This is a genomic window from Flavobacterium plantiphilum, from assembly GCF_046000495.1.
In the GTDB taxonomy this organism is placed as follows: Bacteria; Bacteroidota; Bacteroidia; order Flavobacteriales; family Flavobacteriaceae; genus Flavobacterium; species Flavobacterium plantiphilum.
On the sequence record NZ_JBELQA010000002.1, the window covers coordinates 466,824 to 483,036 of the forward strand.

Sequence of the window (16,213 nt, forward strand, 5' to 3'; positions counted from 1 at the left end):
ATTTAACATAAAAAAAACATCAAAACTTAAAAAAAATGTGCTAAAAAAATGTGTTGTAATAAAATTTTAGTACATTTGAAAAATGTAAACGTTTACATTTGATTTATTTAGCTCATTTAAAAGCAAAATCATTAAATAAATCTTACAGAAATGTAAACGTTTACACAAATAAAAACAGTCATAAATACATGCGATCAGAATGTTAAATAAATCGAAAAACAGTATGTTAAAGACATCCGAAACTGATTTCTCACTTATACAGAAATAAATAAGCCAAACAAATTAATAATTTTTTAACCAAAGAAACACACTTATGAAACAAACATTTAAAATGGTATTTAGTGTATTACTGTTCAGTATGATGAGTCTGACTGGTTTTGCTCAAAATGCAGCTGAAAGGACAGCTATCACTGGAAAAGTAGTGGATAAAGACGGACTGGGGGTTGTGGGCCTCAATGTTCTTGAAAAAGGGACAAAACATGCTGTTATGACTGATATTGATGGTAACTACAAAATCCAGGTTCCTAAAGGAGCGGTTTTGCAGTTTTCTTATATTGGAATGAAAACTGTTGAAAGAGCTGTTGGTAGTGCAACAACGATTAATATAACGATGCAGGAAGATGCTTCTACTTTAGATGAAGTAGTGGTTGTAGGTTATGGTACGCAAAAGAAAATACATTTGACAGGAGCTACACAAACAATTAAAGCTACTGAAATAGAAGATTTGCCTACAAATAACTTGGCGTCTACTTTAGTTGGTAGAGTATTGGGTGTTGGTGTTTCTGGAGGAACCAGAAGGCCAGGTCAGGCGGCTTCATTGAATGTACGTAATTCAGTAACTCTTTCTAAAGACGGAGGAACAAATCAACCGCTGTATGTGATAGATGGAATAATACAAATATCAGGAAATGGCGCTCCGGATTCTACATTGTTTGATAATTTGGATGCTTCGGAAGTAGAGAGTATTTCATTTCTTAAAGATGCTGCTGCTGCTGTGTATGGTTCGAGAGGTGCTAATGGAGTGGTTTTAGTGACTACAAAAAGAGGAAAAAGTGGGCCTGCAAAGTTTACTTATACGGGATTGTATGGGATGCAGGACGAGGTCTATCGTACAAAAATGTTAAATGCGGTAGAGTATGCCAATTATTATAATATTATGAATGGTCCAAATGGTTACGGAGCTACTGTTGCAGGAAGGGATGTGAGTCCGCAGCATAATTTTTCTCCTGATGAAATAGATTATTATAAAACAATTAATTATAATCCTCTGGATGAAGTTTGGAAACCATCATACAATCAAAAACACACTATGAATGTAACAGGAGGTTCGGATAGAGCTACTTATTTTGCAGGAGCATCTTATTATACTCAGAATGGAAATATTGATAATGTTGATTATAAAAGATGGACATATAGAGCAGGTGCTGATTTTAAAGTTTCTGAAGATTTTAAAGCTGGTATTCAAATTTCAGGATTTTATAATGATAACTCTAAGGTAAATAGTAGGGTTGGAGGTACAAATGATGAGAATGATTACAGAAGATTATTAAACTCTTCCCCAATTTTGCCTCAGTACATTCAAGGCTTACCGGTGCAGCGTTTAAATACTCGTAATGAATCACAATATCATTATTTTGAGATTAACAGGCTAAACAACATAGCAACAAATAAAGGATTCAATTTGACCTCTAATTTTTATGCGGAATATCAAGTGCCCTTTGTAAAAGGTTTAAAAGCCAGAGCGTCTTATGCACGTAATATGATTACCAATAGATCTAACTATATCGGAACTAGATTTACATTGTATCAGTTTACAACTACACCAGGGGTTAATGGAGCGGGAGCTAATGGGCACATCTATGACCCAAATAGACCTCTAGACCAATATACAGCAGTTACGGCTAGAAATAACAGTAATGGTAATAGATTAGGATGGGATAATACAAATTCATTGTCAGAACAGTATAATTTTAATGTATCGTACAGTCGTGATTTTGGGAAACATTCGGTTTCTGCATTGTTTTCAATAGAAAAAGGTGAAGCTAATGATACTCGTGATCAATTTTATAGAGACGAACCTTTGCAAACAACTAATGGTTTTTCTAATTCTGCTTTTGGAACTATTGATGGTACAGCTACCGGAAATGAATCAGGTACTCTGGGTTATATAGGTCGTCTTAATTATGTTTATGCGGATAAGTATTTAGCTGAATTATTGTTCAGAAGTGATGCTTCTACCCGTTTTGCACCAGAGAATTATTGGGGGAAATTCTACAGTATATCTACGGGATGGGTAATCTCTAAAGAAAATTTCTTTAAATCTAAATTTATTGATTTCTTAAAAATCAGATATTCTCTTGGTTTATTAGGTACAGATGATACAAGACCTTGGGGTTGGAGACAACGTTTTACATATCAGAACGGACAGGGATTTGTTGGAGGAAATAATCAGTTAGCTACTACCGGAATGAAAATGGAGGTTACGCCGAATAGAGATGCTACCTGGACTGACCATACAAAAATGAATTTTGGTGTTGATGCTAAATTATTTGACAACAGATTGTCTTTGACAGCTGAAACTTATTATAATATTGAAGATGATATATTACTTTCTAAGACAGCAGATGTTCCTTTTACTATAGGTGGTTCTGTAGCTTCAGAGAATTATGGTAGAAGAGATAATTGGGGATATGAGTTTGCCTTGGGTTGGGATGATACAATTGGTGGTGATTTTAAATATGGGGTGAACGTCAACTTTGGCTGGGGTGATGATAAGATGGTTCGTGGTGATTTTAATCCTATTAATATTATGGAGCCATGGAATCCGCAACCGGGTCAGCGATTAGATAATGGTGTATGGGGTTATGAATATGTAGGCATGTTAAAAACTATGGAGGATGTTCAGGCTTATATAGAAAAATATAACATTCAAACTGTTTTTGGTGTTCGTGCTCAGGATCTTAGACCGGGTTCGTTATCTTATGCCGATATTCGTGGTCCCTTAAATGTTGAAACAGGTGAATTTGCTCCAGCAGATGGTATTGTTGATAAATGGGATCAAGTTCGATTGGCAAAAAGACAAAGTACCAGATATGGTATGGGTACGACTTTGAAGTTTGGTTATAAAAACTTTACTTTAAATGCAGTAGTAACAGCTTCTTTTGGTGGTGGATTTAATGAAGTAGATAGTCAAACTAGAAAAACAATGAATGCTGCCATTAATGATGGTATTGATAACCGACCTTCAATTTGGAATAACATCTACGATCCGGTGTTAAATCCTAATGGAACGATGCCTAATCCTTACAGTGAAGCATTGAACTTAGCGCCAACTTCATCATTCTGGCAACGTTCAGCAACCAGTATTCAAATGCGTAATATTAATTTAGGTTATACTATGCCTAAGAAATTTACAGATGCTTTAGGAATTAGTTCATGTAGATTAAATTTAACAGCTATTAATCCTTTTATTTTATACAACCCATTTGAATATAAAGCTCCAAATGGTGCCTATGATGTTTATCCTGAATTGAAAACCTATTCTTTAGGACTTAATCTATCTTTTTAATTAAGAATATTTAAATCTTTAAAAATGAAAAATATAAAAATAAATATACTAGCTTGTCTTGCAACAGGACTTTTTTTAGGCAGTTGTAGTGATGATTTTCTTGAAGAAAAGAGAGACTTATCAGGAGTTAATGAAGAGGTATATCAAGAACCTCTTCAAGCTCAATCTTATGTTGATTATATCTATAGATTGTTTTTACCTGCAAATAATGCACAATCTTACACATGGGATTTAGCATCGGGTGCAAATGATGATTTCTCTCAGACTACTGATGAATTAACAGGGGAGGTTAACTGGAATAAAGTTTGGGCTGATCCAGGAAGAAATACCGATGCAAATTGTTTGAACTATATTGGTACAGCTATGAATGCGAGTATAGGTAATAATTCATATACTCGCTTGAGACAAATTAATCTATTCTTGGATAATATTGATAAGTATGGTATGGCAGATGCTGATAAAAATCCATTGAAAGGACAAATGTACTTTTGGAGAGCATGGCAATATTTTGATTTAGTGCGTTTATACGGTGGTGTTCCTCTAGTATTAACAGCTCAAAGTTCTATAACTGATAATCCTGAGGCAAATAGAATTCCTAGAAGTTCAACGGCTGCTTGTATTGAACAAATCATAGCTGATTTAGACATGGCGCAAAGTTTATTACCTGGTGTGTGGGATGAGCCTAATGTAAACTGGGGTAGGATTACTAAAGGTGCGGTAGCTGCTTTCAAAGGGCGTGTATTATTAACTTGGGCAAGTCCTTTATTCAATCGTAATGATGATGTTGCAAGATGGCAAAGGGCGTATGATGCAAACAAAGAAGCTGTTACTTTATTAGAGTCAGCTGAAGGTGGTTCTAAAAGACTCTTTAATACAGGAGGATTTGCGAATGGAACAGCTTGGGGAAATATGTGGTTTACTGAAGTTAATAATCCTGAGGCTGTAATTGTGTATGGTTTTAATAATACAACTGCATCAAATGTTCAAAGAAATAATGGTTGGGAACGAGCAGTCCGTTCTAAAACTCAGGGAGCTAATGGGTCGCTAGGTGCAACGTTACAAATGATGGAAGCTTTCCCTATGAAAGACGGTAAAGCACCAGGTGTTTCAACCACATATCCGTATTCATTGCAAACATTTTATAAAAATAGAGATCCAAGATTTTATAAAACTTTTATTTATAGTGGAGCTCCATGGCCTCATGCTGAAGAACCTTCTTTTAAGCAGTTTTCTTATCATTGGTTTAGGACTACTCCAGCTGATGCTACCGTATTGCCAACTGGTGTAACTGAAACATTAGGTACTGTTAATACTAATATATATATCGGAAAAGCAACAAATCCAAGTGCAAGTAAAGCTAACAATTTCCAGTTTAGTGGTACCGATTATATGGAAATGCGTTTTGCCGAAGTATTATTAAATTTAGCGGAATCTGCTATTGGAATTAATCAATTGGCAGAAGGTAAAGCTTTAATTGCAAAAATTAGAGAGAGAGCTGGTATTGAAAGTAATGGAGGGACATTTGGTTTAGACAATGTAAATAGCAGAGATCAACATTTTGCTGCTGTTATTAATGAGAGAAAAGTAGAATTCGCATACGAAAGTAAACGTTTCTGGGATTTAAGACGTTGGTTGTTGTTTAATGATGATTTTGGTACATGTACACGTTTAAATCAAACTCCTATTGATGGAATCAGAAGACAGGGATTATTTTTTATAGCTAAAAGACAAAATGGTACTGATTATGTAGGTAATCCTGATCCATTTGTGCCAGTTAATGGGGTGGCTCCTGTTGCAGACAGAAATCCTGCAACTTACCCAACTGGTATAACTACTTATGATCAGTACTTAGATTATTTTTATACAAACTTTTTAAGAGTGGTTGTAAAAGATAATGCAGATCCTACGTCTGCTAATTGGAAATTTAAATGGTATAATCAATACTATTTCTTTGGTATTCCTGCAAGCGCATTAAATACTTCTATTTATTTAGGACAAACTGACGGATGGTCTGGAGGGACATCAACTTTTTATCCTTTGCAATAATTATATAACAACAAGAAATGCCTGATTTATTCAGGCATTTCTTCTATTACAACTATCAAAATTTTAATCTAATAAAAACACAGTTCTAACCAAACATTTTTATTAATTAAGAGAATTTTAAAATGAACAAATTAAATTATTTATTGGCTTTTTTGGCTTTAGGAAGCAGTGTAAACTGTTTTGCACAATATCCAAAAATATCTCCTGAGGTTCAGGCAAGAGAAAATGCGATTAAGGCTGAAGCTGAGAAACTTTCAAATGAGGCTTGGGAAAAAGCGAAAGTAATTGTGGAACAGGAAGAAAGACAAGGAAAACCATTTATACCGTGGGCTTCGAGACCTACTGATTTGCCACAGGCATCCATTCCTGCTTTTCCAGGTGCTGAAGGAGGAGGAATGTATAGTTTTGGCGGTAGAGGTGGTAAGGTTTTAACTGTTACCAGTCTGGAAGACAGAGGTCCAGGGTCTTTGCGTGAAGCACTGGAGCAAGGTGGTGCCAGAATCATTGTTTTTAATGTTTCAGGTATTATAAAGCTTAAAAGTCCTTTAATTGTTCGTGCTCCTTATGTTACTATAGCAGGGCAAACTGCTCCCGGTGACGGAATTTGTGTAGCAGGTGAAACCATCTGGGTAGATACTCATGATGTTGTTATTCGTCACATGCGTTTCCGTAGAGGGGAAACTTTTGTAGGTCGTCGTGACGATGCTATTGGAGGAAATCCGGTGGGGAATATCATTATTGATCACGTTTCTGCAACATGGGGCTTAGACGAAAACATGTCTTTTTACAGACATATGTATGCTGATGGAACCGGTGGTCCGGATAAAAAATTTCCAACAGTAAATGTTACCATTCAAAACAGTTTGTTTGCTGAAGGTTTAGATACTTATAACCATGCTTTTGGTAGTACTTTAGGTGGGGAAAATTGTTCTTTTATTCGAAATTTATGGTCTTCTAATACAGGTAGAAACCCATCAATCGGTTGGAACGGAATCTTTAATTTTGCTAATAATGTTATTTTTAACTGGGTAAACCGTTCTATCGATGGTGGTGATTATACGGCTCAGTATAATATCATTAATAATTATTTTAAACCAGGACCGGCAACGGATAAAAATGATCCGATAAGCTACCGAATTTTGAAACCGGAATCAGGCAGAAGTAAATTACCTTATGTAGTTTTTGGTAGAGCTTACGTAAACGGAAATTTTGTCGAAGGAAATGAAAAAGTTTCTAAAGATAACTGGGCTGGCGGTGTACAAATGGAAAATAAAAAAGGAAATGCAATGAGTTTTGAAGAAGCGTCAACGTATTTCCCTAAAATGAAAGTAAATGAACCAATGCCAATGCCTTGGTTAAAAACATTTATGACTGCTGAAGAAAGTTATGATTTTGTACTTAAAAATGCCGGAGCAACATTGCCTGAAAGAGATCCTGTTGATACCAGAATTGTAAGAGTTGTAAAAACAGGAAAACCGGAATATGCAAAAGGATTAGATCCTAAATCATTCTATCAGTTTGAGCACAGACGTCTGGGGCAGGATTCTTATAAATTAGGAATTATTACTGATATTTCACAAGTAGGGGGGTATCCGGAATACAAAGGGAAAGCCTATAAAGATTCAGATAATGACGGTATGCCGGATGCATGGGAGAAAAAATTCGGTTTAAATCCGAAAGATGCTTCTGATGCAAATAAAGACAATAATGGAGATGGTTATACAAATATTGAAAAATATATCAATGGCATAGATCCTACTAAAAAAGTAGATTGGAAAAACCTGGATAATAATGAAGATACTTTAGCTAAAAAAGAACAAGGATTAGCAGAGTATAAGAAGTAATCGATGTTTTTTGGTATAATTCTTGCCTAATCTGGTAACAGATTGAGCAAGAATTTTGCTTTATATTACTTAAGTTTTAAAAAAATAAATGATGAAAATGTACAAAAAATTAGTAGTTGCTTTAATGTTGTTTGTTGGTTCAAATATAGTTTTGGCACAATCAGGCGTTGATCCTGAATATGTAAAAGTGACTAATGAAAGAGCTCAGAAAATTGTTGATGATTTGAAATTAAAATCATCGGAAGATCAGCTGGCAGTTAGAAATATAATTGCAGAACAATACCGTTCATTGAGTAAGATTCAGGATGGCCGTGATGCTAAAATTGAGGAAGTTAAAAAAAGTATTACGGATAAGGAGAAACAGCAAAAAACAATTGATAAATTAAAGAATGATGCCGATAAAAAAATCCTGTCACTGCATAAATCCTATCTGAAAAAATTAAGTAAAAAACTTAATAATAGTCAGATAGTTCAGGTAAAAGACGGAATGACTTATGGTGTTTTACCGATAACTGTTACAGGTTATAATGATATGTTACCCAACCTGACTCAGGAACAACAAAAGTACATTTATGATGCGCTGGTGGAAGCCAGAGAACATGCAATGGATGCGGGTTCTTCTAAAGAAAAGCATGCCTGGTTTGGAAAATACAAAGGAAGAATCAATAATTATCTTTCTAAACAAGGATATGATTTAAACAAAGAAAGTGCTGACTGGCATAAAAGATTAGAAGAAAGAGAGAAAAATAAGAAAAAATAAGGTTTTATAGATTTGGTATTGTGATTTAAACTTCATAAAAATATAAACTCATTCATTAAAAACTTCAAAAAAATGAAATACAACCTACAACAGCTGTTTAACTTAAGCATACTTTTTTTCAGTTGCTCGGTTATGCAGGCTCAATATCCTGAAATTCCTAAAGCTCTTCAGGACAAAACGGATGCTGTTTTAGCACAGGAAGATGCACGATTAGCTAAGATTTGGGCAGACAATGAAAATATACTCAGAGAAGAAGCTGTAAAAGGGCGTCCCTTTATTCCATGGGCTGCCTATCCGGGGGATTTAATTCAGGCTGAAATCCCTGCTTTTCCAGGAGCTGAAGGTGGTGGTGCATTTACCGCTGGTGGACGTGGAGGAAAAATATTCGTCGTGAACAGTTTGGAAGATTCCGGTAAAGGAACTTTAAGAGAAGCTTTAGAAGCAGTAGGAGCAAGAACAGTTGTTTTCAATGTATCTGGTATTATTAAACTCCAAAAACCAATCAGTGTGCGTGCACCATATATTACCATCGCTGGTCAGACTGCACCTGGTGATGGTATTTGCGTAGCAGGAGAATCTATTTTGTTGGATACACATGATATCATTATCCGTTATATGCGTTTTCGCCGTGGCGCAACTGAGGTTACAAGAAGAGATGATGCTTTAGGCGGCAATGTGATTGGAAACGTTATCATTGATCATTGTTCCGTAAGCTGGGGGTTAGACGAAAACATTTCGTTGTACCGCCATCAGTTTCAGGCTAATGAAAAATCAAAATTAGAAAAAATTCCTGCAGTTAATGTAACAATACAAAATACCATATCTTCGGAAGGTCTGGATACTTATAACCATGCTTTCGGAAGTACTATTGGAGGCTTAAACAGTACTTTTATTCGTAATTTGTGGGCCAATAATATTTCAAGAAATCCTTCCATAGGAATGTACGGAAGTTTTAATTTTGTAAATAATGTATTGTTCAATTGGTGGAATCGCTCTCTGGACGGAGGTGATTATCGTTCGATGTTTAACATCATCAATAATTATTTCAAACCTGGACCTATTACTCCTGAAAAAGAACCGATTAGTTACCGAATTTTAAAACCGGAATCGGGTTATATGGAGCCTAAAACTTTTGGAAGAGCTTATGTATCGGGTAATTTTGTAGTAGGTTCACCGGAAGTTACCGCTGATAACTGGAATGGTGGAGTACAGCTGGAAGATCGTTCTTTAGCAGAATCTAAAGATTATTTACAGTTAATTAAACAGTCCAAACCATTTCCAATGGCACATGTAACCATTATGAAAGCTGATGAAGCTTATGAATTTGTGCTGAATAATGTAGGAGCCACTTTGCCTAAAAGAGATGCAGTTGATAAACGTGTAATTAATTATGTTCGAACAGGAAAAATAGAATATAAAGATGGTTTGGAAAACACCATTGGAAAAGAATTTATCAAAAGAAGATTGCCTGCTGATTCTTATAAGAAAGGAATCATAACACATCCGGATCAGGTAGGAGGTTATCCTGAATACAGAGGAAAAGCATACAAAGATTCTGATAATGATGGAATTTCGGATGCCTGGGAAAAGAAATACGGTTTAAATCCTAAAGACGCTTCTGATGCTAATGGAGATTTAAATGGTGATGGATATACAAATATTGAAAAGTATATCAACGGAATTGATCCTGTTAAAAAAACGGACTGGACAAAACAGGAAAATAACAAAGAGACGCTTACAGCTCCGTTGTTACAATAGTTTTGAATTTTAATATTTAACTCCCTTAGGGTTTATATATGAAAAACAAATATCCATATTTGAATAATAGTAATTGTTGTAAACACAACATAATCAACAAGTGCCTTAGTTTTAAGGCACTTTTGTTGTTCTTTTTGGCTGCTTCTCTGAATGCTCAAAACAGTTTTCCAACCATTACAAAAGATAAAGCCGGAAAAATAATCCGAACTCAGAACAATTTGGGAGACCAGATTCCTGATTTTTCTTTTGCAGGTTATCGTGCCGGAGAATATGCGATTCCTAATATTGCAGTTAAAGCGTTTGTACCACATATTTCAGGCGATGCAACGGCTACCATTCAGGCTGCTATTGATTATGTGGCGACACTTAAAGCAGATAAAAATGGTTTTAGAGGAGCGGTGCTTTTAGATAAAGGAATATTTAAGGTTTCGGAAACCCTTACAATTAAAGAAAGCGGAATCGTTTTAAGAGGAAGCGGATCCGGAAACAGCGGAACCACAATTCTGGCAACAGGAACTTCAAGAGGCGCTATTGTAAATATATCCGGAAATAATAATCGTATTTTAAAAGATAAATTTCAAGTTGCTGATGCTTATACACCGCTTGGCAGTACTACAATTTCTTTAAAAAATGCCAATGCTATACAAAAAGGCGATCATATTTTAGTAAATACTCCTATCACCCAGAAATGGATTGACAGTCTTGGAATGAAAGATTTTGGTGGTGAAACAGGATGGATAGGATGGAAAAGTGATGATTTTGTAATTCGTGCCGACAGAGAAGTGACTCACGTTCAGTCCAACAAAATCAGTATCGATGCTCCTTTAACAAATGCTTTGGATACAAAATTGTCTCCGTCGGAAGTAGTAATTTATTCATGGTCAGGCCGAATTAATAATGTGGGTGTAGAAAATTTGATTTTAAAATCAGATTTTGATACTACAAACCCAAAAGACGAACAACACAGATGGTACGGAGTTTCCATTCAAAATACGGAAGATGTATGGGTGAGGCAAGTGAATTTTGAACAATTTGCCGGAGGCGCTGTTTCTATATTAAAATCAGCTAAAAGAATCACGGTAGAGGATTGTATTTCTTTGAATCCGGTCTCAGAAATTGCTGCTTTCAGAAGAAGTACTTTTTATACCGAAGGGCAGCAAACCTTATTTCAGCGCTGTTATTCAGAATATGGTTATAATGATTTTGCTGTTGGTGGCTATGCTACTGCGGGACCTAACGTATTTTTACAATGTCAATCGTATTTACCTTATAGTTTTAGTGGCTCTGTTGGAAGCTGGGCTACAGGAATATTGTTTGATGTTGTTTTAATTGATGGAAACGCATTAAGTTTTAAGAATTTAGGACAGGATGGCCGCGGAATCGGCTGGAATGCAGCTAATAGTGTCATTTGGGAAACATCGGCTTCAAAAATTGATAATTTTAGTCCGCCTACAGCTGATAACTGGGCATTTGGAGTTTGGGCACAATGGGCAGGAAACGGACATTGGAATGACGTAAACAGTCATATTAATCCCAGAAGTTTGTACTATGCTTTGCTAGAACAGCGTCTTGGAAAATTGCCAATGCAATCCCAGATTATTGATTTAGGATCAGAGCCTACTTCCAGCCCAACGATTGAACAGGCAGCCGTTTTAACAGCCGAATCTTATAAAAAGCAAACCACTTTAAAAGAATGGATTGAACAGTCAGCAACGAGAAATCCTATTGCAATTGATTTTTCGAAAGCAAAACGCATTAACGAAGTAAAAACAGAATCAAAATCTGTTGCAGATAATACCGATAAAATAGATATTAAAAATGGCCTTTTAATTAGTAATAAAGGATTGTTAACAGGTGAAATTATTGATATTCCATGGTGGAGAGGCAGTTTGCGTGAATCAGATATTGTAACCGCGAGACCTCATATTACCCGTTTTGCTCCGGGGCATTATGGATTGGGGTATACCGATAATTTAGCTGAAACGGTTCAGTTTTTAGTGGATAATAATAAGGCATCTTTAGATCATAATTACGGTTTGTGGTACGAACAAAGAATGGCCGATCACGAACGCATCCGCCGAATGGATGCCGATGTCTGGGCACCTTTTTACGAACAGCCTTTTGACAGAACAGGACAAGGAACAGCTTGGGACCATCTGAGTAAATATGATTTAACAAGATTCAATACATGGTATTGGGGGCGTTTGAAAACATTTGCGGAGTTAGCGGCTCAGCAAAATAAGATATTAATGAACGAACAATATTTTCAACATAATATTTTAGAAGCTGGAGCGCACTGGTCAAGTTCACCCTGGCGTCCGGCTAATAATGTAAACAATACAGGACTTCCTGAGCCACCACCTTATGTAGGTGATAAAAGAATTTTTATTGCAGAACAATTTTATGATGTTCGAAATGAAAATATTAGAAAATTACACCAGAGTTTTATCGAAAAAAGCTTAGAGAATTTTAAAGACAATGCCAATGTTTTGCAACTTACAAGTGCCGAATATACCGGACCTTTATCGTTCATGCAATTTTGGATTGATGTAACAGCTAATTATAAAAAAGCACATAAAAGTGAATCTAAAATCGCCTTAAGTGCCACTAAAGATGTTCAGGACGCTATTCTGAATGATGATAAAAGAGCTGCAACAGTTGATGTAATTGATATCAGATATTGGTATTATAAAGAAGACGGAAGCGCATATGCTCCTCAGGGAGGTGTAAATTTGGCACCAAGACAACACGCCAGACAAATGAAAGTGGGTAAAGAAACAGATGCTCAGGTGTACAGAGCAGTGCGGGAATACAGAGATAAATACAGCAATAAAGCTGTTATTTATTCTACTCCGGGAGCTAATAGATTTGGCTGGCCGGTATTGATGGCCGGTGGTTCTCTGGCTGCCATTCCTAAAATTACTATTCCGGGTTTTCATGAAGCATTGGTAAACATGAAAACGGTTTCTGCAGAAAATTACAACAGCGCTGTCTGGACACTTGAAGATAAGGGAGAAGGATATCTTTATTACTTCCAAAAAGCAAATCAGGCAAAACTGGATTTATCGGATTACAAAGGAACTTTTGAAGTATACTGGATAAATCCTGAAAACGGTAACCAGATTTCAAAAGAAGTGATTCAGGGAAAATCAATCCATACGTTGACAGCTCCGGGCGGAAAAGATTCAAAAATTGTAGCATATATTAAAAAGAAATAAAATGAAAGTAATGATTTCTAAGAAAATGGGTAAACTATTTGCAATTGCAGGATTAAGCTGTCTGGCTATTTCATGCAAAGTAAATAAGGAAGAAACAAAAGCTTTGGCAAAATTAGAAGTTGCCTCAAACAAGCATTATTTCCAGACAGAAGACGGAAAACCCTTTTTCTGGTTGGGAGACACAGGCTGGCTGACTTTTGGAAAATTAAGTCGTGAAGAAGTAAACCAGTATTTTGAAGATCGAAAACAAAAAGGCTACAATGTAGTTCAGGTGATGGTATTGCATTCTTTGGCTGTAAAAAATGTCTATGGAGATTTTGCTTTAACAGATGAGAATGTTTCAAAACCATTGGTAACTCCCGGAAATAATTTTAATAATCCGGATGAATATGATTACTGGGATCATGTAGACTATACATTGGAAGTAGCAGAAAAAAACGGAATCTATTTGGCAATGGTTCCAGTTTGGGGAACTAATGTGAGTAGTAAAGACAGTAAAGTAACTAAAGCTGATGCTGAAAAGTATGCACAATTTTTAGCCGGAAGATACAAAGGCAGAACCAATGTAATTTGGTTAAACGGTGGCGATACACATGGTGAAAAGTTCATGGATATCTGGAATGCAATCGGGAGTACTTTAAAGACCAGCAATCCGGATCAATTGGTGACTTTCCATCCTTTTGGACGTACCGATTCTTCTGAAAACTATCATAATGCGGACTGGTTGGATTTTAATATGTTCCAATCCGGACACAGAACCTATGCTCAGGATACTACCAAAGGAGCTTTTAAAGAAGACAATTACAAATATGTTAGTAGAGATTGGGATTTAAAACCAACAAAACCAACACTGGATGGAGAACCGTCATACGAAGGAATTCCTCACGGTTTACACGATACCCTGCAACCTAAATGGAAAGATCATGATTTAAGAAGATATGCATATTGGTCTGTTTTTGCAGGAGGAGCAGGTTTTACATATGGAAATAATGCTGTGATGCAAATGTACCATAAAGGAGAAAAGAAAGGGGCTTACGGAAACAGAGAAATCTGGAGCGATGCATTGAAAGCTCCCGGCGCCGGTCAAATGAAATATCTCAAGGAATTGATTTTAGATCACAATTATTTTGAACGTGTTCCGGATGAAACTATTATAGCTAATCAGGGTGAAAAATACGATTACTTAGCAGCTACGAGAGGAGCTGATTACGCTTTAATTTACACTTACAATGGCAGAACAATGTCTTTGAATATGGGAAAAATTAAAGGAGATAAAGTAGATGCTTCCTGGTTTAATCCTAAAAATGGCGAAAATAAATCTATTGGAGAATTTAAAAACGAAGGCGTGTTAGAGTTTGATCCTCCGGGAGAACAAGCTGACGGGAATGACTGGGTTTTAGTTTTAACATCAAAATAATCTGAAATGAATTTTATAAAAAAATACCTTCTGTTGAGTGTTGTATTAATTACTGCTTTGGCGACTGCCAAAAATAAAAATGAAGGCTGGATAAATATTTTGAACGAAGGAGGAAATAACAAAGGAATCCTTTGTACTCAGGCCATTCAAAAAGCGATCGAAAAAGCTTCTAAAAATGGCGGAGGAACTATTTTCTTTCCGGCGGGAAATTACTTAACAGGACCCATTACATTCAAAAGCAATATCACGATTTATCTGGATGCTGGTTCGGTTTTGAAATTCTCCAATAATTTTGATGATTACCTGCCTTATGTAGAAATGCGTTACGAAGGAATCATGATGAAGACTTTCTCGCCATTATTTTATGCTAAAGATGTCGAAAATATCAGCATTAAAGGAAGAGGTGTTATTGATGGTCAAGGGGAAGCCTGGTGGAACGAAGTGTACCGTATTGAAACAGCTAAAGGTCCGATTCCGTTGACAAAATACCAAACGATGTGGGTGGAACAAAACAAAGGAATTGTGTATTCGCCATATTATCAAAGAACAATTGACAAAAAGTTTTTCAGACCAGCTTTTTTTCAGGTACAGAACTCTAAGAATATTTTAATCGAAGGAGTGACTTTTCAAAACTCTCCTTTCTGGACGATAAATCCGGTTTTTTGTGAGAATATAAATATCACGGGAATCACCATTTTTAATCCGCACTCTCCTAATACAGATGGAATCAATCCTTCTTCGTGTAAAAATGTACATATTTCGAATTGTCACATTAGCGTAGGCGACGATTGCATCACCATAAAATCAGGAAGAGATGAAGACGGTCGTAAATATGGGATGGCTACAGAAAATGTGACTATTACTAATTGTACGATGCTAAGTGGTCATGGTGGTGTGGTTATAGGAAGCGAAATGTCTGGAGGAATTAAAAAAATCACGATTTCAAACTGTGTTTTTGACGGAACCGACAGAGGAATCCGTATCAAAGCAGCTCGTGGTCGTGGCGGCGTTGTAGAGGACATTCGTGTAGATAATGTAGTGATGAAAAACATCAAAGAAGAAGCTTTTATGATGAATCTTTTTTATGATAAAAATACTGTAGAAGAACCGGTTTCAGAGCGAACACCTATTTTTAGAAATATTCATATCAGTAATGTTACCGGAACAAATGTGAAAAAAGCAGGAACTGTTTTAGGAATTTCAGAAATGCCGGTGCAGAATATTTCTTTTTCAAATATAAACATTCAGGGTACAGAAGGATTTACACTAAATACAACTGACAATGTGGAATTTCATGATGCAAAAGTTACAATAACTTTAGGAGCTTCTTTTAAAATTGAAAATTCAAACAATCTGATTTTGGATAATGTTGCTTCAATGAAACCAATAGCTAACACCGCATTAATTAAATTAACTGATGCATCAAACATGATGATTTCTAATAATTTTCCAATGTTTACTACAGATGTTTTCCTGGAAGCTGATGGTGCGAAAACTAAAGGAATATTCCTGAAAAACAATGTTTTTAACAATGTAAAAAAAGTGATAAATAAAGGAGCTGCATTAGACAAAAACGCTGTTGTAGAATAAGTGTATCTTCCT

At 35.9% G+C, this 16,213-nt stretch carries 8 protein-coding genes; all 8 read left to right on the forward strand.

The genetic code is table 11. From position 1 onward, the window contains the following. Positions 1-313: 313 nt before the first annotated feature. The 8 genes from ABS764_RS04775 to ABS764_RS04810 all read left to right on the forward strand — a co-directional run bounded on the left by ABS764_RS04775 (position 314) and on the right by ABS764_RS04810 (position 16,201). Positions 314-3,568 carry a SusC/RagA family TonB-linked outer membrane protein gene (locus ABS764_RS04775; protein ID WP_408080507.1) on the forward strand — a complete coding sequence of 1,085 codons (3,255 nt, stop codon included), beginning with the start codon at positions 314-316 and terminating at the stop codon, positions 3,566-3,568. A gap of 24 nt (positions 3,569-3,592) precedes the next feature. Beyond that, on the forward strand, positions 3,593-5,614 hold the full coding sequence (locus tag ABS764_RS04780) for a RagB/SusD family nutrient uptake outer membrane protein (protein WP_408080509.1): 2,022 nt from the start codon (positions 3,593-3,595) through the stop codon (positions 5,612-5,614). A 122-nt stretch (positions 5,615-5,736) separates the two neighbouring features. Continuing rightward, positions 5,737-7,458 carry a polysaccharide lyase gene (locus ABS764_RS04785; RefSeq protein ID WP_408080511.1) on the forward strand — a complete coding sequence of 574 codons (1,722 nt, stop codon included), beginning with the start codon at positions 5,737-5,739 and terminating at the stop codon, positions 7,456-7,458. Positions 7,459-7,549: 91 nt separating this feature from the next. Beyond that, positions 7,550-8,218 (forward strand): DUF3826 domain-containing protein, encoded by a 669-nt coding sequence (locus ABS764_RS04790; RefSeq protein WP_408080513.1) that lies wholly within the window; start codon positions 7,550-7,552, stop codon positions 8,216-8,218. Positions 8,219-8,290: 72 nt separating this feature from the next. After that, complete coding sequence (locus ABS764_RS04795) at positions 8,291-9,976, forward strand: polysaccharide lyase (protein ID WP_408080515.1); 1,686 nt, start codon at positions 8,291-8,293, stop codon at positions 9,974-9,976. A 38-nt stretch (positions 9,977-10,014) separates the two neighbouring features. Then, complete coding sequence (locus tag ABS764_RS04800) at positions 10,015-13,194, forward strand: DUF6298 domain-containing protein (RefSeq protein ID WP_408080517.1); 3,180 nt, start codon at positions 10,015-10,017, stop codon at positions 13,192-13,194. Between the two features lies 1 nt (position 13,195). Then, the gene (locus ABS764_RS04805; RefSeq protein ID WP_408080519.1) at positions 13,196-14,611 is read left to right on the forward strand and encodes a glycoside hydrolase family 140 protein; all 1,416 of its coding nucleotides are present in this window, start codon (positions 13,196-13,198) and stop codon (positions 14,609-14,611) included. A 6-nt stretch (positions 14,612-14,617) separates the two neighbouring features. Then, a complete protein-coding gene (locus ABS764_RS04810) occupies positions 14,618-16,201 on the forward strand; it encodes a glycoside hydrolase family 28 protein (protein WP_408080521.1) in 1,584 nt (527 codons plus the stop codon). Positions 16,202-16,213 lie beyond the last annotated feature (12 nt).

Excerpts from the sequence above, each read along its gene's own strand:
- ABS764_RS04780 (WP_408080509.1), top strand. The coding sequence starts at position 3,593 with ATGAAAAATATAAAAATAAATATACTAGCTTGTCTTGCAACAGGACTT.
- ABS764_RS04790 (WP_408080513.1), top strand. The coding sequence starts at position 7,550 with ATGAAAATGTACAAAAAATTAGTAGTTGCTTTAATGTTGTTTGTTGGT.
- ABS764_RS04805 (WP_408080519.1), top strand. The coding sequence starts at position 13,196 with ATGAAAGTAATGATTTCTAAGAAAATGGGTAAACTATTTGCAATTGCA.
- ABS764_RS04795 (WP_408080515.1), top strand. The coding sequence starts at position 8,291 with ATGAAATACAACCTACAACAGCTGTTTAACTTAAGCATACTTTTTTTC.
- ABS764_RS04810 (WP_408080521.1), top strand. The coding sequence starts at position 14,618 with ATGAATTTTATAAAAAAATACCTTCTGTTGAGTGTTGTATTAATTACT.
- ABS764_RS04785 (WP_408080511.1), top strand. The coding sequence starts at position 5,737 with ATGAACAAATTAAATTATTTATTGGCTTTTTTGGCTTTAGGAAGCAGT.
- ABS764_RS04800 (WP_408080517.1), top strand. The coding sequence starts at position 10,015 with ATGAAAAACAAATATCCATATTTGAATAATAGTAATTGTTGTAAACAC.
- ABS764_RS04775 (WP_408080507.1), top strand. The coding sequence starts at position 314 with ATGAAACAAACATTTAAAATGGTATTTAGTGTATTACTGTTCAGTATG.